The sequence below is a fragment of the Streptomyces sp. NPDC051315 genome (assembly GCF_044455165.1).
Classification (GTDB): domain Bacteria; phylum Actinomycetota; class Actinomycetes; order Streptomycetales; family Streptomycetaceae; genus Streptomyces.
Genome location: NZ_JBITEN010000001.1, coordinates 149,480 through 167,270, shown reverse-complemented (window position 1 = coordinate 167,270; position 17,791 = coordinate 149,480). Strand labels below are relative to the sequence as shown.

Here is a 17,791-nt window from a genome sequence, read left to right as displayed (position 1 = left end):
CGACCCGCCACAAACCGCCCGCACCCGCCACACAAGCCGCACGCCCGAGCTATCGGGCGCCCCCGGCCCCCCTTTCCCACCCCTTCGGGGTGACCCGCGGCGCGTATGCCACCCTCCCCGCGAACCCCCGGAAGGCGTCGGCTAGGGTTTGGTCCGCATAAACATCCAAACCCCTGCCCGACGCAGGGCGGCGACCGACCAGCGAGAAGGCCGCAGCCGACCGCGCGGGCGAGACTCTCGGGAAGGCGCTACGTGAGTCCCAACGGCTCCGACCGCTCGCCGCGGCGCCCGATGCGGCGGAAGCTGCTGCAGGCACTGACCGCGGGCCTGGTCCTTGCGACCGCAACCGGTTGCACATACGAGGACTTCCCCCGCCTTGGTATGCCCACCCCCACCACGGAAGAGGCTCCGCGGATCCTCTCCCTGTGGCAGGGATCCTGGGCTGCCGCGCTCGCCGTCGGCGTGCTGGTGTGGGGCCTGATCCTGTGGAGTGCGATCTTCCACCGGCGCAGCCGCACCAAGGTCGAGGTTCCTCCGCAGACCCGGTACAACATGCCCATCGAGGCCCTGTACACCGTGGTCCCGCTCATCATCGTCTCGGTGCTGTTCTACTTCACGGCCCGCGACGAGTCGAAGCTCCTCGACCTGGAGAAGAAGCCCGACGTCACGGTCAACGTGGTCGGCTTCCAGTGGAGCTGGTGCTTCAACTACATCGAGAACGTCGACGGTTCCACCGGGAACGCGAAGACGGACGAGACGCTGGCCGCGATCCCGGACCGTTACAAGGACGAGTTCCCGGACAACGCGGGCGGCGTCTACACCTGCGGCACCCCCGGTGAGCGGAACCCGCAGACCAACAACCCCGGCCCGACCCTCTGGCTCCCCAAGGGCAAGACGGTCCGCTTCGTCCTCACCTCGCGTGACGTCATCCACTCCTTCTGGGTGGTGCCGTTCCTGATGAAGCAGGACGTCATCCCGGGCCACACCAATGCCTTCCAGGTGACCCCCAACAAGGAGGGCACCTTCCTGGGCAAGTGCGCCGAGCTCTGCGGCGTCGACCACTCCCGGATGCTGTTCAACGTGAAGGTCGTCTCCCCCGAGCGTTACGAGCAGCACCTCAAGGACCTCGCCAAGAAGGGGCAGACCGGTTACGTTCCCGCGGGCATCGAGCAGACGAGCCACGAGAAGAACCGGGAGACGACAAACCTGTGAGCATCCTCAACGAACCCCAGGGTGCCGCGGCAGCAGGGTCCCACTACGAGGACGAGCTGCCGGTCCGGCGCCAGCGCCGCGGCGAAGTCGTCGTCAAGTGGCTGACCACGACTGACCACAAGACGATCGGCACGCTGTACCTCGTCACGTCGTTCGTGTTCTTCGTCATCGGTGGCGTGATGGCGCTCTTCATGCGCGCCGAGCTGGCCCGTCCGGGCCTGCAGATCATGTCGAACGAGCAGTTCAACCAGGCGTTCACGATGCACGGCACGATCATGCTGCTGATGTTCGCGACGCCGCTGTTCGCCGGTTTCGCGAACTGGATCATGCCGCTGCAGATCGGCGCGCCGGACGTGGCCTTCCCGCGGCTGAACATGTTCGCCTACTGGCTGTACCTGTTCGGCTCGCTCATCGCCGTCGCCGGCTTCCTCACCCCGAACGGTGCGGCCGACTTCGGCTGGTTCGCCTACTCCCCGCTGTCGGACGCGGTCCGCAGCCCGGGCCTCGGCGCCGACATGTGGATCATGGGTCTGGCCTTCTCCGGCTTCGGCACGATCCTCGGCTCGGTCAACTTCATCACCACGATCATCTGCATGCGCGCACCGGGCATGACCATGTTCCGCATGCCGATCTTCACCTGGAACGTCCTGCTGACCGGTGTCCTGGTCCTGCTGGCCTTCCCGGTCCTCGCGGCCGCGCTGTTCGCCCTGGAGGCGGACCGCAAGTTCGGCGCCCACATCTTCGACGCGGCCAACGGCGGCGCGTTGCTGTGGCAGCACCTCTTCTGGTTCTTCGGACACCCAGAGGTGTACATCATCGCCCTGCCGTTCTTCGGCATCATCTCCGAGGTCATCCCGGTCTTCTCGCGCAAGCCGATGTTCGGCTACATGGGCCTGATCGGCGCGACGATCGCGATCGCGGGTCTGTCCGTGACGGTGTGGGCGCACCACATGTACGTCACCGGCGGGGTGTTGCTGCCGTTCTTCTCCTTCATGACGTTCCTCATCGCCGTCCCGACCGGCGTGAAGTTCTTCAACTGGATCGGCACGATGTGGAAGGGCAGCCTGTCCTTCGAGACGCCGATGCTGTGGGCGACCGGCTTCCTGATCACCTTCACCTTCGGTGGTCTGACCGGCGTCATCCTGGCCTCGCCGCCGATGGACTTCCACGTCTCCGACTCGTACTTCGTGGTGGCGCACTTCCACTACGTCGTCTTCGGCACCGTCGTCTTCGCGATGTTCTCCGGCTTCCACTTCTGGTGGCCGAAGATGACCGGCAAGATGCTCGACGAGCGCCTCGGCAAGATCACCTTCTGGACGCTGTTCGTCGGCTTCCACGGCACCTTCCTGGTCCAGCACTGGCTGGGTGCCGAGGGCATGCCGCGTCGTTACGCGGACTACCTCGCGGCCGACGGCTTCACCGCCCTGAACACGATCTCGACGATCAGCTCGTTCGTCCTCGGTCTGTCGATCCTGCCGTTCCTCTACAACGTGTGGAAGACGGCCAAGTACGGCAAGCCGGTCGGCGTCGACGACCCGTGGGGCTACGGCCGCTCCCTGGAGTGGGCGACCTCCTGCCCGCCGCCGCGGCACAACTTCCTCACCCTGCCGCGGATCCGCAGCGAATCCCCGGCGTTCGACCTGCACCACCCTGAGATCGCCGCTCTGGAGCAGCTGGAGCACGCCGGTCACGGCGCCAGCGCCATCTCGGGCAGCAAGGAGGCCGGCAAGTGAAGATCCAGGGCAAGATGTTCATCTGGCTGAGCGTCTTCGTCCTCGCCATGGCGGTCGTCTATGGCGTGTGGTCGAAGGAGCCGGCCGGTACCACGGCCCTCTTCCTGGCCTTCGGCCTGTGCATCATGGTCGGCTTCTACCTGGGCTTCACCGCCCGGCGGGTCGACACCGGTGCCCAGGACAACAAGGAGGCGGACGTCGCGGACGACGCCGGCGAGCTGGGTTTCTTCAGCCCGCACAGCTGGCAGCCGCTGTCCCTGGCCATCGGCGGCGCCCTCTCCTTCCTGGGGGTCGCGGTCGGCTGGTGGCTGCTGTACTTCTCCGCCCCGCTGATCCTGATCGGTGTCTGGGGCTGGGTCTTCGAGTACTACCGCGGTGAGAACCGCACCCAGTAACACGCGCGAACGGGGCACGAGCCCGGACACTCCGCCAGGAGCGTCCGGGCTCCTGCTTTTGCCGCAATCGATGTCCCCCGTTCGTGTCACCCAGCGCGCCATGGTTGACACGGCTTCCTAGCGTGAGCCCCATGAGCCAGACACCCCGCCCCCGCACCGTCGTCAGCTGCACGCTGCTGGTGCTCGCCCTGGCCGAGGGCGCGACCGCCTGCGGCTCGGACGGCAACCCCCTCGCCTCGCGCCCCTACGACGCGAGCGAGCGGATCTCCTTCAACGGCCCCATGGGCGACGGCAGGAAGGTCGACCCCGACAAGCCCCTGGAGATCACCGCCGAGGACTCCGACCACCGCCTCACCGACGTCACAGCCGTCGACGCCTCGGGCCGCTACGTGGCCGGGGAGCTCGCCGCCGACGGCAGCCGCTGGCACAGCACCGAGCCACTCGCCGCCAACGCCCACTACACGGTCCGCGTGTCCACCGAGGACAAGGACGGCGCGCCCGGTCGCCGGGTCCTCACCTTCGACACGGGCAGGCCCACCACCAAGAAGCTCCTGACCGTGACGTTCGGCCCCAGGACGGGCACCTACGGCGTCGGCCAGCCCATCACCGCAGAGCTGAGCCAGCCGATCAAGGACGCCGCCCAGCGCGCCGTCGTCGAACGGGCCCTCAGGGTCGACTCCAGGCCCTCCGTGGAGGGCGCCTGGCACTGGGTGGACGACAAGAAGCTCCACTACCGCCCGAAGGACTACTGGCCCGCCCACGCGGAGATCCGCGTCCACAGCACCCTGGACGGCATAAAAGTCGGCGACCGCCTCTGGGGCGGACCGACGAAGGACCTCACCCTCACCATCGGCGACCGCGTCATCGCCGTCACCGACGCCTCGGCGCACTCCCTGACCGTCTTCAAGAACGGCGACCAGATCAAGCAGATCCCCGTCACCACCGGCAAGCCCGGCTTCGAGACCCGCAACGGGGTCAAGGTCGTCCTGGGCAAGGAGTACTTCGTCCGCATGCGCGGTACCAGCATCGGCATAGCCGAGGGCTCCGCGGAGTCCTACGACCTGCCCGTCTACTACGCCACCCGCGTCACCTGGAGCGGCGAGTACGTGCACGCCGCCCCCTGGTCCGTCGGCTCCCAGGGCTACGCCAACGTCTCGCACGGCTGCACCGGCATGAGCACCGCGAACGCCTCGTGGTTCTTCGCCAACGTCCGCGAGGGCGACGTCGTCCAGGTCGTCAACAGCTACGGCCACACGATGGAGACCTTCGGCAACGGCTTCGGCGACTGGAACATCGACTGGACGAAGTGGCGCGCCGGCAGCGCGCTGACCACCGGCGGCGAGCACAAGCCCGCCCAGAACCCCGCACGGCTCCGGCCGACGGCCGTGTGACGTGTTCCTAGGCGCTCAGAGCGCTCTTCCCCCGCAGCAGAGAGGCAAGTGCCCCCGCGAACTCCACGGGCTCCACAGGAAGCGTCACGGCCGCGTCGGCCCGGCTCCACGTGGCGAGCCACGCGTCCTGGGGCCGCCCGATCAGCAGCAGCACCGGCGGGCACCGGAACACCTCGTCCTTGATCTGACGGCACAGCCCCATCCCGCCCATGGGCACGGCCTCGCCGTCCAGGACGACGACGTCGATGCCGCCCTCGTCCAGCTGCCGCAGCACCGCCGGAGGCGTCGCGCACTCCACGAACTCGACCAGGGGCGCGTCCGGGGCCGGCCGCCGGCCGGAGGCCAGCCGCACCTGCTCGCGCGTGGTGGCGTCATCGCTGTAGACCAGCACCGTGGCGGTCGCCTGCATCGTTCCTCCGCGTCATTGCTCGGATACCGATGGGGCGGATGCTACTCCCCCCGACACCGCGTCAACAGCTGTCGGCACCCGCCCGCGCTGGGCCATACGGGCACTACACACGGTACGAACACTCCGAACAGCACCCCCCGGAGTGAGGGCGAGATAAGCGACCGACATAATGTCGGTCGTGGCGACAGCAACGACAGTAGAAACCGGGCACGCGCACCCGTCGGTCAATCGGCCGAACCTCACCAGTGTCGGAACGATCATCTGGCTGAGTTCCGAGCTGATGTTCTTCGCGGCCCTCTTCGCGATGTACTTCACCCTGCGATCGGTGACGGGTCCTGAGCACTGGAAGGAAATGGCGCACGCCCTGAACTTCCCGTTCTCGGCGACCAACACCACCATCCTGGTGCTCTCCTCCCTCACCTGCCAGCTCGGCGTGTTCGCCGCCGAGCGCGGTGACGTCAAGAAGCTCCGGGGCTGGTTCATCGTCACCTTCATCATGGGTGCGATCTTCATCGGCGGTCAGGTGTACGAGTACACCGAGCTGGTCAAGAAGGACGGGCTCTCGCTCTCGTCCGACCCGTACGGCTCGGTCTTCTACCTGACCACCGGCTTCCACGGCCTGCACGTGACGGGCGGCCTCATCGCCTTCCTGCTGGTCCTCGGGCGCACCTACGCGGCCAGGAGGTTCACTCACGAGCAGGCGACCGCCGCGATCGTCGTGTCCTACTACTGGCACTTCGTCGATGTCGTCTGGATCGGCCTCTTCGCCACGATCTACATGATCAAGTAGCCGGGCCCGCACCCGCACATCCCAGAAGCATCGACGCAGAAGATCCTGACACCGGGGTAATCCGTGAAAAAGCTCTCCGCACGACGACGCCATCCGCTGGCGGCGCTCGTCGTCCTACTCCTCGCGCTGGCATGCACCGGGGGGCTGTACGCCGCGTTCGCACCCGCGAGCAAGGCGCAGGCAGATGAAACCGCCCAGTCCCTGGCCATCGACGAGGGCAAGAAGCTCTACGCCGTAGGCTGCGCCAGCTGCCACGGCACCGGCGGTCAGGGCACCTCCGACGGTCCGAGCCTCGTGGGCGTGGGCGCCGCGGCCGTCGACTTCCAGGTCGGCACCGGCCGTATGCCCGCGGCGACCTCCCAGGGCGCCCAGGTGCCGCGGAAGAAGGTCCTCTACACGCAGGCCGAGATCGACCAGCTCGCCGCGTACATCGCCTCGCTCGGCGCCGGCCCGTCCATTCCGACCGAGGCCGAATACGGTCCGGAGGGCGCGGACATCGCCAAGGGCGGTGACCTGTTCCGCACCAACTGCGCGCAGTGCCACAACTTCACCGGCAAGGGCGGCGCCCTGACCAAGGGCAAGTACGCGCCGACCCTCGAGGACGTGGACCCGAAGCACATCTACGAGGCCATGCAGACCGGCCCGCAGAACATGCCCTCCTTCCCCGACACGACGCTGTCGGAGCAGAACAAGAAGGACATCATCGCGTACCTGAACGCGGTCAACGGCAAGGAAACGGCCAGCTACGGTGGTCTTGAGCTGGGCGGCATCGGCCCGGTCGCCGAGGGCCTGTTCGGCTGGATCTTCGGTCTGGGTGGTCTCATCGCCGTCGCCGTATGGGTTGCCGCTCGGACCGCAAAGGCCAAGAAGTCATGAGTAGCCAAGACATTCCAGAGAACCTGCCCGCTGAGCAGGACCACGCCCACGGTGCCGTAAGCGTCGCGGACGAGAAGAACCCGTTCGCCGACCCGGGGCTGCCGCCCCACGAGCACCGGATGCAGGACGTCGACGAGCGGGCCGCCAAGCGGTCCGAGCGTGCGGTCGCCTTCCTGTTCACGGTGTCGATGCTGGCCACCGTCGCCTTCATCGCCTCGTACGTGGCGATCCCGCACGACAAGACGGTCTACCTCTTCCCGCTCGGCCACGTCAGCGCGCTCAACTTCGCGCTCGGCCTGACCCTGGGTCTGTCCCTGTTCAGCATCGGCGCGGCCGCGGTCCACTGGGCCCGCACGCTGATGTCCGACGTGGAGATCGCCGACGAGCGGCACCCGATCGAGGCGGCGCCCGAGGTCAAGGCCAAGGTCATGGCCGACTTCCAGGCCGGCGCCACGGAGTCCGCGCTGGGCCGCCGCAAGCTGATCCGCAACACGATGTTCGGTGCGCTGGCCCTGTTCCCTCTCTCCGGTGTCGTGCTGCTGCGCGACCTCGGTCCGCTGCCCGAGGACAAGCTGCGCCACACGCGGTGGTCCAAGGGCAAGCTGCTGGTCAACATGAACACCAACGAGCCGCTGCGTCCCTCGGACGTCGCGGTCGGCTCCCTCACCTTCGCCAAGCCGGAGGGCCTGGAGGAGCACGACCACGACTTCCAGACCGAGATCGCCAAGGCCGCCCTGATGATCGTCCGGATCCAGCCGGAGAACATCAAGGACAAGCGCGAGCTCGAGTGGTCGCACGAGGGCATCGTGGCGTACTCGAAGATCTGCACCCACGTCGGTTGCCCGATCTCGCTGTACGAGCAGCAGACGCACCACGTGCTGTGCCCCTGCCACCAGTCCACCTTCGACCTGTCCGACGGTGCCCGAGTGATCTTCGGCCCCGCCGGTCACGCCCTGCCGCAGCTGCGCATCGGCGTGAACGACGAGGGCTACCTTGAGGCGCTTGGCGACTTCGAAGAGCCCGTCGGTCCTGCCTTCTGGGAGCGCGGATGAGTAACAACGACGACCGCCGCAAGGCACCCGCAGGCGAGCGGGTAGCCGACTGGGCCGACGGCCGGCTGGGGATCTACTCCCTGGCCAAGGCCAACATGCGCAAGATCTTCCCGGACCACTGGTCCTTCATGCTGGGTGAGATCTGCCTCTACAGCTTCATCATCATCATCCTCACGGGTGTGTACCTGACGCTGTTCTTCCACCCGTCGATGAACGAGGTGGAGTACCACGGCAGCTACGTCCCGCTGCAGGGCCAGCTGATGTCCGAGGCGTTCAACTCGACCATGCACATCTCCTTCGATGTGCGCGGTGGTCTGCTCATCCGGCAGATCCACCACTGGGCCGCGGTGATCTTCCTCGCCGGCATGTTCGTGCACATGATGCGCGTCTTCTTCACCGGCGCCTTCCGCAAGCCGCGTGAGATCAACTGGCTGTTCGGCTTCCTGCTGTTCGTCCTGGGCATGTTCACCGGTTTCACCGGCTACTCGCTCCCGGACGACCTGCTCTCCGGCACCGGTGTCCGCTTCACCCAGGGCGCGATCCTGTCCGTGCCGATCGTCGGCACGTACATCTCGATGTTCCTGTTCGGCGGGGAGTTCCCGGGCGGCGACTTCGTCGCGCGGTTCTACTCGATCCACATCCTGCTGCTGCCGGGCATCATGCTCGGGCTCGTGGTCGGCCACCTGATCCTGGTCTTCTACCACAAGCACACCCAGTTCGCGGGTCCCGGACGCACCAACAAGAACGTCGTCGGCATGCCGCTGCTGCCGGTCTACATGGCCAAGGCCGGAGGCTTCTTCTTCCTGGTCTTCGGGTTCATCGCGCTCCTCGCCGGCATCGCGTCCATCAACCCGATCTGGGTGATGGGCCCCTACCGTCCGGACCAGGTGTCCACCGGTGCCCAGCCCGACTGGTACATGGGCTTCGCCGAGGGTCTGGTCCGCGCCATGCCGGGCTGGGAGATCAACTTCTGGGGTCACACGCTGGTCCTGGGCGTGTTCGTCCCGCTGGTGCTCTTCGGTCTGTTCCTCGGTGTGATCGCGCTCTACCCGTTCATCGAGTCCTGGATCACCGGGGACAAGCGCGAGCACCACATCCTGGACCGTCCGCGCAACGCCCCGACCCGTACGGCCTTCGGTGTCGCCTGGGTCACCGGCTACATGATCATGCTGATCGGTGGTGGCAACGACATCGTCGCCACCCACTTCCACCTGTCGATCAACGCGGTCACCTGGTTCGTCCGGATCGGGTTCTTCGCCGGACCGGTCATCGCCTTCGTGGTCACCAAGCGGATCTGCCTCGGCCTCCAGCGCCGCGACCGGGACAAGGTGCTGCACGGCCGCGAGACCGGCACCATCAAGCGCCTGCCGCACGGTGAGTACATCGAGGTCCACGAGCCGCTCAGCCAGGAGGCTCTGTACACGCTCACCGCGCACGAGCAGTACGCGCCGGCCGAGATCGGCCCCACGGTCGACGAGAACGGCGTCGAGCGCAAGGTCAAGCGCTCCGAGAAGGTCCGCGCCAAGCTGAGCAAGGCGTACTACGGCGAGGAGAGCCAGATCGCCAAGCCGACCGTCGAGGAGTACAAGGAGATCACGAGCGGCCACGGCCACCACTGATCACTGCGTCGCCACGCAACTGACGAAGGGCCCCGTCCGGTGTTCGGACGGGGCCCTTCGCCGTGCTCCGCGCCTGGATAGGGTGGACCCGTTGAGACGCGTGTCCCGTAGAGCGGGACCGGAGTGACCCAGGAGCGGCTTATGAGCGCTGTGACCCCCGCTGGAGGCGACACCGCGGCGGGCCGTTCCTGGCCCGAGGTGCTGAACGCCCTGCTGTACGGCCGCGACCAGAGCGCCGACGCGACGGCCTGGGCGATGGACCGGATCATGCGCGGCGAGGCCACCGACGCCCAGATCGCCGGGTTCGTGGTCGCCCTGCGCGCCAAGGGCGAGACCGTCGAGGAGATCAACGGTCTCGTGCGGGCGATGTACGAGCACGCGAACGTGATCGAGGTGTCGGGCCGCACGGTCGACATCGTCGGTACCGGCGGCGACGGCGCGAAGACGGTGAACATCTCCACGATGTCGGCGCTCGTGGTGGCCGGCACGGGCGCGAAGGTCGTCAAGCACGGTAACCGCGCGGCCTCGTCGGCGTCGGGTTCCTCGGACGTCCTGGAGAAGCTCGGCGTCAACCTCGACCTGGCCCCGCAGCGGGTGGCCGAGGTCGCCGAGGAGGCCGGCATCACCTTCTGCTTCGCCGTCAAGTTCCACCCGGCGCTGCGTCACGCGGGCGCCGCGCGCGGCCAGCTGGGCATCCGTACGGTGTTCAACGCCCTCGGCCCGCTGACCAACCCGGCCAAGGTGCGGGCCCAGGCCGTCGGGGTGGCCGACCCGCGCATGGCCCCGATCATCGCCGGCGTCTTCGCCGAACGCGGCAACTCCTCCCTGGTGTTCCGCGGCGACGACGGCCTCGACGAGCTGACGACGACGTCCACCTCCCACGTCTGGGTGGTCCGGGACGGCAAGGTCACCGAGGAGGCCTTCGACCCGCGGGACGTGGGCATCGAGCTGGTGCCGGTGGAGGCGCTGCGCGGCGGCGACCCGTCCCACAACGCCGAGGTCGCCCGCCGTCTCCTCGACGGTGAGACGGGTCCGGTACGGGACGCGGTGCTGCTGAACTCGGCGGCCGCCCTGGTCGCCCTCGACCCGACGCAGGCACCGCTCACCGAGCAGATCCGCGCCGGCATGGAGAAGGCGGCGCACTCCATCGACTCCGGGGCGGCCAGACGGGCGCTGGAGCGCTGGGTCGCCGCCAGCAACGCGTGACCGACCGGCGATCCGCGGTCCCGCGATCCGGACACGAGTTGCGGGACCGCGATCACTTCACGTACGTTCCTCTCCAGGTCATGAGTGACAGTCATGAGGCCCCGGCCGACTGTCCGGCAACCCTCCGTCCGTGGCGGGGTGCCCCGGGTGAAGACCAGGTCGTGGGCAGCGAGGTCCACGGCAAGCGCGGACCCCTCGAGAAACCAGGGGTCCTGGTCGTCGAGGAGCCTTCCGTGAGCAAGCGAATGCGATAGGGCCGCAGAGCCCCGCCTCCGCATCCCTTTTTCCTCTTCTCCGCCGTTTCCTGTGCCGTCGACGCGTTGTCCGGCACGGTGATTCCGCCTGCTTTCACGGGAGTTCAGCCATGTCCGTCTCCACCGCTGCCCTCGCCCAGTCCGTTTGTGCCCCGCTGCCCGTTCTGGGCCGGGATGTCACCGTCCCGCTCGTCACCGGCGGCGAAGTCACCTACGCCGCGCTCGACTACGCGGCCAGCGCCCCCGCCCTCCAGCGCGTCTGGGACGACGTGGCGGCCTACGCCCCCTACTACGGCAGCGTCCACCGCGGTGCCGGCTACCTCTCCCAGCTGTCGACCGACCTCTTCGAGAACGCCCGCCGGACGGTCGCCGAGTTCCTCGACTGCCGCGCCGACGACCAGCTGGTCTTCACCCGCTCCACCACCGACTCCCTCAACCTCCTCGCCGCCGCCCTCCCCGCCGGCTGCCAGGTCTTCGTCTTCGAGACCGAGCACCACGCCTCGCTGCTGCCCTGGAAGGACGCCCGGGTCACCTACCTCGACGCCCCGCGCACCCCGCGCCAGGCGGTCGAGACCCTTCAGCGGGCCCTGGCCGACCGTGACCCGCACGGCCCGGCCCTGGTCTGCGTGACCGGCGCCTCGAACGTCACCGGTGAGCTGTGGCCGGTACGCGAGCTGGCCGCCGCCGCCCACGCCCACGGCGCCCGGATCGTCCTGGACGCGGCCCAGCTGGCCCCGCACCACCCGGTGTCGGTCCAGGACCTCGACGTCGACTGGGTCGCCTTCTCCGGGCACAAGCTGTACGCCCCGTTCGGCTCCGGCGTCCTGGCCGGCCGCGCGGACTGGCTGCGGGAGGCCGACCCCTACCTCGCCGGAGGCGGCGCCAGCCGCAAGGTCACCCGGCGCGAGGACGGGGGAGTGGACGTCGAGTGGCACGACAGCGCCGCCCGGCACGAGGCCGGCTCCCCGAACGTCATCGGCGCCTACTCCATCGCCTCCGCCTGCAAGGCGCTGACGGAGGCGGGCTTCGACACCCTCGTCGCCCGGGAGCGGTACCTGATCGAGAAGGTGCGGGCGGGCCTGGCCGAGGTCCCCGAGGTGCGCGTCCTGTCCCTCTTCGGCGACGACGCCCCCCGCGTGGGCGTCCTCTCCTTCGTCGTCGAGGGGTGGAACAGCTCCCACTTCGCCGCCGCCCTCTCCGCCGAGTACGGCATCGGCGTCCGCGACGGCCTCTTCTGCGCCCACCCGCTGGTGCGCACCCTGCTCGGCAGCGACCCGCAGACCCAGGGCGAGTGCGGCGCCCCCGAGGCGGCCCCCGGCGAGAAGTCCCTCAACGCCATCCGCGTGAGCTTCGGCGCGGGCACCCCCGACGAGCACGTCGAGCGTTTCGTGGGCGCGGTCAGGGAGCTCGTCCGGGACGGTGCCAAGTGGCGGTACCGCACGCAGGAAGGCCGCTGCGTCCCGGCGGTGTGAGGGGCTCCTCCCCGGAGGCGGTGTTCAGACGGTCAGGAGTCCAGGCCGATCGCGAACGCCGCCTCCAGGTCGTGCTGCGAGTACGTCCGGAACGCCACGTGCGTGTCGGTGGCCTCGACACCGGGGATCTTGCTGATCCGTCCCGGGATGACCTCGGCCAGGTCCTCGTGCCGCTTGACGCGGACCATCGCGATCAGGTCGTAGGTGCCCGTGACCGAGAAGACCTCGCTGACGCTCTCCAGCCCGGCGATCGACTCCGCGATCTCGGGAATCCGGTCCACGCTGGTCTTGATGAGGACGATCGCGGTGATCACGGCTGGTTCTCTCCCTCGGGGGCCGGAGCTGGGGCGGGCTTCACTCTAGTCGTCCCGCAGAACAGGGCCCGTGCGACGACGAGGCCCAGCGCGAAGCCCACCAGGTGCGCCAGGTACGCCACCCGCGGCCCCGGTGCGGTCTGCCGTGCCGCCACCCACTGCAGGGCCGCCCAGAACGGCAGCACGAGCCAGGCCGGGAAGCGCAGCGGCAGGAAGAAGAGGAACGGCAGGAGACTGGTCACCCGCGCCCGGGGAAACAGGGAGAGGAACGCGCCGAGGACCGCCGAGATCGCCCCCGAGGCGCCGACCAGGGACTGCTCGGAGTCGGCGTGGGCGGCGGCGTAGCCCAGCAGGGCCAGGTAGCCGCAGGCGAGGTAGAAGAGCGTGAACCGGACGCGGCCCATCCGGTGCTCGGTCATCGCCCCGAAGACGTAGAGGAAGAGCATGTTGCCCAGCAGGTGGACCCAGCTGCCGTGGAGGAACAGCGCCGTCGCGGGGGTGAGGACGGAGCGCGCCGAGCCCTGGAAGAGGTCGGCGGGGATCACGCCCCACCGGCGGAAGTAGGCGCGCTGGGCGGCGAGCAGCTCCTCACCGGTGCCGTACGCCGGATTCAGGCCCGACGCGGGGCCGATCGCGAAGATCAGGCAGCACAGGGCGATCAGTCCGTACGTCACCGGGGCCGACGGCCGCCGGATCGCTCTGCTCACGGTCCCGCTCCAGTTCCCGATCATGCACACAGAGCATGACGTAACGGGACGCACCAGCCCGGACCGCCTCGCCGCCGTGGACGGACGGGCGACGACTACCCGCCAGGCCGTAGGGTTACGAGCCATATGGACCGGGGAGCCCTTGGGCGCGCCCCGGCGCCGGAAGACCGACACTAGAAGGAAGCGGACAGTCACGATGACGGTTCCCCTGCCGACCGCCTCGACGCGGTGGCGCTGCACGCTCTGCGGCAACCTCACCCGGTTCGACGTGACGCGCTCGTCGAAGGTCGTCGAGTACGTCCACCTCGATCTCGCCGGTGAACCGAACGTCGAGGAGCGCCAGGTGGTCAGTGAGACCATCGAGTCGGTGCGGTGCCGTTGGTGCAACGCCGTGGACCAGGTGGAACTCGTGGACAGGCCGGGCGCCGGTTCCTGACGACGGGGGTCCCCCCGCTCGCGCGACGTCGAGAGCGGGGGAGGGCCCCGCGAGAAATTGGGGTGTGACGGATGGTGGAGAGCGCAGGCGGGGGGCCGGGCGACGGCGCCGCTGAGGTGCTCGACCGTCCGCTGCCCGACGGCGTGCGCCGCCGGGTCGTCCAGATCGTCTCGGACGGCTTCGGCGGGCTGACCGTCGGGGAACTGCCCGCCCAGTTGCGGCAGTACGCCCGCTTCGCCCCGAACCGGCGCACCAAGTTCGCGGGCAACGCGATGGCGGCCGCGCTGGAGACGGATCCGCTCTTCCGGCAGCGCATCGCCGAGAAGTTCAGAGAGGCCCAGCCGGAGCTGGCCGGCGCCCTCGACTCCGGCTCGCCGCCCCCGGCCGCGGATCCGCTCGATGTGGCGGCCGCGGCCTACGTGCTGAGGCCCACCGGCTGGGTGAAGTTGGTGACCGCGGCCGGTGAGGAGGCGCAGCGGGCCGACGCCGAGCGCGCCGACGAGGAGAGCCGCGCGGAGCTGGAGCGGCTGCGCGAGCAGCTCTCCCAGGCCCGCGAGCAGACCCGCGCCGAGACCGAACGGCTGCGGGCCGAGCTGGAGGCCGCGAAGAAGGAAGCGGACTCGCTTCACCGCAAGCTGCGTTCGGCCCTCAGTGACGTCAAGCGCGGTGAGGCCGCGCTGCGCAAGGTGCAGGGCGAGATCGAGGCCGTACGCGCCGAGGGGCAGGCGCAGGTGTCCGCCGCGGAGAGCGAGACACGACGGCTGAAGGCGCGGCTGGGGGAGGCGGAGGCCGCCCTGGAGGCGGCGCGGCGGGCGGCGCGCGAGGGGCGCAGCGTCGAGGACATGCGGCTGCGGCTGCTGCTCGACACCGTGCTGGACGCGGCCCAAGGGCTGCGGCGCGAACTGGCGTTGCCGCCGGTGTCCGTCCGTCCCGCGGAGACCGTGGACGCGGTCGAACCGGGACGAATGACCCCGAAGGACATCGCGGCGCGGGCTCTGTCCGAGAACGACCCCGCGATCCTGGACCAGTTGCTCGCCCTGCCCCAGGCGCATCTCGTCGTCGACGGCTACAACGTCACCAAGACCGGCTATCCGCAGATGCCGCTCGAGAAGCAGCGGCTGCGGCTGCTGGGCCAGCTCTCGCAGCTCGCCGCGCAGACCGGGGCCGAGGTCACCTGTGTCTTCGACGGGGCCGAACTGGCCGCGCCGGTGCTGCTCGCGCCGCCGCGCGGGGTGCGGGTGCTGTTCTCCAAGGCGGGCGTCACCGCCGACGAGCTGATCCGTCAGCTGGTGCGGGCCGAGCCGCCCGGCCGGCCGGTCATCGTCGCCTCGACCGACCGTGAGGTGGCCGACGGGGTCGCCAGGGCGGGGGCGCGTCCTGTCGCTTCTGCGGTACTCCTCAAGCGACTGACCTGAAGTTCAACGTAAAAGCTCATTGCCCGAATTGGCGGGATCGTCACGCAACGTAGTGTCAACCTGCCGTCACCCCATGTGGGTTGGGCGTAAAGAATGCGTTGCGTCGCCGACTTTTTTGGTGACAGGATTTGAAGTGATCACAGGATGGTCACTAGGGTCTGCCATCGAACCTCCGCACGAGTGATCACTCACAAGAAGGAGCTCGTCCTCCGTGGCGTCCCACCGTCGACCCAAGCAGCCGAGTCGGGCACGTGTGACCGTGCTGACCACCGCGGCCGCAGCAGCTGTCGCCCTGAGCTCGCAGGCGGCCAACGCCGCCCCGAGTGAGAAGCCCACCAAGGACGAGGTCAAGGCCAAGGTCGACAAGCTCTACGAAGAGGCCGAGCAGGCCACCGAGAAGTACAACGGGGCCAAGGAGAAGCAGGAGACGCTCCAGAAGGAGATCTCCACCATCCAGGACAACGTCGCCCGCGGTCAGGAAGAGCTCAACGAGCTGCGCGACGGCATCGGTCTCGCGGCCGCCGCCCAGTACCGCACCGGCACCATCGACTCCTCCCTCCAGCTCTTCCTGTCGTCGAACCCGGACGACTACCTGGACAAGGCGTCCACCGCCGACCAGCTCAGCGCCCAGCAGGTCGAGGCGCTGAAGAAGATCCAGGAGAAGCAGCGCGAGCTCGCCCAGGACCGCTCCGAGGCGTCCGACAAGCTCAAGGACCTCGCCTCCACCCGGACCGAGCTGGGCAAGAAGAAGAAGGAAGTCCAGGCCAAGCTGGCCGAGGCGCAGAAGCTCCTCAACACGCTGACGGCCGAGGAGAAGGCCGAGCTCGCCGCCGCCGACGCCCGCGCCAGCCGGGACGCCGGTGAGCGCGTCGACCTCGGCAACACCGGCTCCGCCTCCGGCCGCGCCCTCGCCGCCTTCCAGGCCGCCCAGAGCAAGATCGGCTCGCCCTACGTCTACGGCGCCTCCGGCCCCTCCTCCTTCGACTGCTCGGGCCTGACCTCCTGGGCCTACGCCCAGGCCGGCGTCGGCATCCCGCGCACCTCCCAGGCCCAGGCCAACGCCGGTACGCGCATCTACTCCCAGGCCGACCTCAAGGTCGGTGACCTGGTGATCTTCTACGGCGACCTGCACCACGTCGGCTTCTACGCCGGCAACGGCCAGGTGCTGCACGCCCCGCGCACCGGCACCGTCGTGCGCTACGAGTCGATCAACAACATGCCGTTCCAGTTCGGCGTCCGGATCTGAGCCCTCGGGATCACGGCACCGCACCGCCCGAACGGGCGAATCACGACGACGTGAACTGACCCCACGCCCCGCCCATGACCTGCGTCAGAGGCGGGGCGTCACGTTGCGTGGTCACCGGACATCTTTGGTGGGCTCCCCGTCGCGGGGCTACTGTCTGCCGCGTTTCCCCCGGCCGCGCGCCGCGGGAGACGGTCTCTGTCCGCCAGTGGAAGGAGCGCGGCTTCCCGTGGGGTCCTATCGCCGCCTTGCACCGTCCGGGTTCGACCGGGGCGCCCTGTGCGTCCTGTCCGTCGCGGCAGCCGCCCTCGGCACCGTGTCCGCCGCCGTACCGGCCCCGGCCGCGCCGCACGACGACACCCGCGCCGCGGTGGACCGGCTGTACGAGGAGGCCGAGAAGGCCACCGAGGCCTTCAACGAGGCCGGGGAGAAGGCCGGCGCGCTGCGCCGGCAGGTCGGCGACTCCCAGGACCGGATCGCCCGCCGGCAGGACCGCATCAACGACCTGCGCGCGCAGCTCGGCGCGCTGGCCGGCGCGCAGTACCGTTCCGGCGGTCTCGACCCGTCCCTGGCGCTGCTGTTCTCCGACGACCCGGACGACTACCTCGACAAGGCCTCCGTCCTCGACCGGATCACCACCCACCAGGCCGGGGAGCTGAAGGACCTCCAGGACGCGCTGCGCGAGCTCGCCCAGGAGCGCGCCGAGGCCACCCGCAGGCTCGGCCAGCTGGAGAAGAGCCGCAGGGCCGTCGCACGGCACAAGAGGACCGTCGAGCAGAAGCTCGCCAGAGCCCGGCAGCTGCTCGACTCCCTGCCGTCCGCGGAGCGCGCCGCCTACGACCGCGCCTCCCGCTCCGGCCGCTCCGGCGTGCCCGGCTCCGGGGCCGCCGTACCGGCCTCGGGTCGCGCGGCAGCCGCCCTGGCCGCCGCCCGCTCCGCACTCGGCAAGCCGTACGTCTGGGGCGCCAACGGCCCCTCCGGCTTCGACTGTTCGGGCCTGATGCAGTGGTCGTACGCCCAGGCGGGCGTCTCCCTCCCGCGGACCTCGCAGGCCCAGGCGCACGCCGGGCGGCGGGTCCCGCTCTCCCAGGCCCGGCCCGGTGACCTCGTCACGTACCGCTCCGACGCCGGCCACGTCGGTATGTACGCCGGCAACGGGCAGGTCATCCACGCCCCCTATCCGGGCGCGCCCGTGCGCTACGACCCGGTCGGGATGATGCCGGTCTCGGCGGTGACCCGGCCCTGACGGTGCCCGCCGGCCGTCGGG

Annotated in this window: 17 protein-coding genes and 1 riboswitch; of the genes, 14 read left to right on the top strand and 3 right to left on the bottom strand. The window is 69.3% G+C overall.

What is annotated here, in order from left to right:
- Positions 1-252: 252 nt before the first annotated feature.
- The 4 genes from coxB to ACIBBD_RS00745 all read left to right on the top strand — a co-directional run bounded on the left by coxB (position 253) and on the right by ACIBBD_RS00745 (position 4,731).
- Positions 253-1,212 carry a cytochrome c oxidase subunit II gene (gene coxB, locus ACIBBD_RS00760; protein ID WP_399417072.1) on the top strand — a complete coding sequence of 320 codons (960 nt, stop codon included), beginning with the start codon at positions 253-255 and terminating at the stop codon, positions 1,210-1,212.
- Positions 1,209-2,945 carry a cytochrome c oxidase subunit I gene (gene ctaD / locus ACIBBD_RS00755; RefSeq protein WP_399417071.1) on the top strand — a complete coding sequence of 579 codons (1,737 nt, stop codon included), beginning with the start codon at positions 1,209-1,211 and terminating at the stop codon, positions 2,943-2,945. Before coxB ends, ctaD begins: the two co-directional genes overlap by 4 nt.
- On the top strand, positions 2,942-3,340 hold the full coding sequence (locus ACIBBD_RS00750) for a cytochrome c oxidase subunit 4 (protein ID WP_399417070.1): 399 nt from the start codon (positions 2,942-2,944) through the stop codon (positions 3,338-3,340). Before ctaD ends, ACIBBD_RS00750 begins: the two co-directional genes overlap by 4 nt.
- Before the next feature lie 131 nt (positions 3,341-3,471).
- On the top strand, positions 3,472-4,731 hold the full coding sequence (locus tag ACIBBD_RS00745; RefSeq protein WP_399417069.1) for an Ig-like domain-containing protein: 1,260 nt from the start codon (positions 3,472-3,474) through the stop codon (positions 4,729-4,731).
- A gap of 7 nt (positions 4,732-4,738) precedes the next feature.
- Here the strand turns inward: ACIBBD_RS00745 and ACIBBD_RS00740 are convergent, their stop codons facing one another.
- Positions 4,739-5,140: a hypothetical protein gene (locus ACIBBD_RS00740; RefSeq protein ID WP_399417068.1), complete on the bottom strand. Its 402-nt coding sequence runs from the start codon at positions 5,138-5,140 to the stop codon at positions 4,739-4,741.
- A 169-nt stretch (positions 5,141-5,309) separates the two neighbouring features.
- On the opposite strand from ACIBBD_RS00740, the gene ACIBBD_RS00735 reads away from it, so the two are divergent.
- From ACIBBD_RS00735 to ACIBBD_RS00710, 6 genes are all read left to right on the top strand, one after another.
- The gene (locus ACIBBD_RS00735) at positions 5,310-5,930 is read left to right on the top strand and encodes a heme-copper oxidase subunit III (RefSeq protein WP_385072490.1); all 621 of its coding nucleotides are present in this window, start codon (positions 5,310-5,312) and stop codon (positions 5,928-5,930) included.
- 63 nt (positions 5,931-5,993) lie between these two features.
- Entirely contained in the window at positions 5,994-6,806 is an 813-nt protein-coding gene (locus tag ACIBBD_RS00730) for a c-type cytochrome (RefSeq protein ID WP_399417067.1), read from the top strand.
- On the top strand, positions 6,803-7,858 hold the full coding sequence (locus ACIBBD_RS00725; RefSeq protein ID WP_399417066.1) for a Rieske 2Fe-2S domain-containing protein: 1,056 nt from the start codon (positions 6,803-6,805) through the stop codon (positions 7,856-7,858). The genes ACIBBD_RS00730 and ACIBBD_RS00725 overlap by 4 nt, the downstream gene beginning before the upstream one ends.
- Positions 7,855-9,477, top strand: a complete 1,623-nt coding sequence (locus ACIBBD_RS00720; RefSeq protein WP_399417065.1) for a cytochrome bc complex cytochrome b subunit — start codon at positions 7,855-7,857, stop codon at positions 9,475-9,477. The genes ACIBBD_RS00725 and ACIBBD_RS00720 overlap by 4 nt, the downstream gene beginning before the upstream one ends.
- Positions 9,478-9,618: 141 nt before the next feature.
- Positions 9,619-10,683, top strand: coding sequence for an anthranilate phosphoribosyltransferase (gene trpD, locus ACIBBD_RS00715; RefSeq protein WP_399417064.1), 1,065 nt, complete (start codon positions 9,619-9,621; stop codon positions 10,681-10,683).
- Positions 10,684-10,759: 76 nt separating this feature from the next.
- Positions 10,760-10,876: riboswitch (SAM riboswitch) on the top strand.
- 171 nt (positions 10,877-11,047) lie between these two features.
- Entirely contained in the window at positions 11,048-12,409 is a 1,362-nt protein-coding gene (locus ACIBBD_RS00710) for an aminotransferase class V-fold PLP-dependent enzyme (protein WP_399417063.1), read from the top strand.
- A gap of 32 nt (positions 12,410-12,441) precedes the next feature.
- On the opposite strand, the gene ACIBBD_RS00705 is transcribed toward ACIBBD_RS00710, so the two are convergent.
- Complete coding sequence (locus ACIBBD_RS00705) at positions 12,442-12,723, bottom strand: Lrp/AsnC family transcriptional regulator (protein WP_391644476.1); 282 nt, start codon at positions 12,721-12,723, stop codon at positions 12,442-12,444.
- Positions 12,720-13,454: a rhomboid family intramembrane serine protease gene (locus ACIBBD_RS00700; RefSeq protein WP_399417062.1), complete on the bottom strand. Its 735-nt coding sequence runs from the start codon at positions 13,452-13,454 to the stop codon at positions 12,720-12,722. The genes ACIBBD_RS00705 and ACIBBD_RS00700 overlap by 4 nt, the downstream gene beginning before the upstream one ends.
- 172 nt (positions 13,455-13,626) lie before the next feature.
- Between ACIBBD_RS00700 and ACIBBD_RS00695 the strand changes: the two genes are divergently transcribed.
- The 4 genes from ACIBBD_RS00695 to ACIBBD_RS00680 all read left to right on the top strand — a co-directional run bounded on the left by ACIBBD_RS00695 (position 13,627) and on the right by ACIBBD_RS00680 (position 17,770).
- Positions 13,627-13,866: a hypothetical protein gene (locus ACIBBD_RS00695; RefSeq protein ID WP_399417061.1), complete on the top strand. Its 240-nt coding sequence runs from the start codon at positions 13,627-13,629 to the stop codon at positions 13,864-13,866.
- 71 nt (positions 13,867-13,937) lie between these two features.
- Positions 13,938-15,281, top strand: a complete 1,344-nt coding sequence (locus ACIBBD_RS00690) for an NYN domain-containing protein (protein ID WP_399417060.1) — start codon at positions 13,938-13,940, stop codon at positions 15,279-15,281.
- A 211-nt stretch (positions 15,282-15,492) separates the two neighbouring features.
- On the top strand, positions 15,493-16,527 hold the full coding sequence (locus tag ACIBBD_RS00685) for an NlpC/P60 family protein (RefSeq protein WP_399417059.1): 1,035 nt from the start codon (positions 15,493-15,495) through the stop codon (positions 16,525-16,527).
- A 226-nt stretch (positions 16,528-16,753) separates the two neighbouring features.
- Positions 16,754-17,770 (top strand): NlpC/P60 family protein, encoded by a 1,017-nt coding sequence (locus ACIBBD_RS00680; RefSeq protein ID WP_399417058.1) that lies wholly within the window; start codon positions 16,754-16,756, stop codon positions 17,768-17,770.
- The last annotated feature ends 21 nt before the right edge of the window (positions 17,771-17,791 follow it).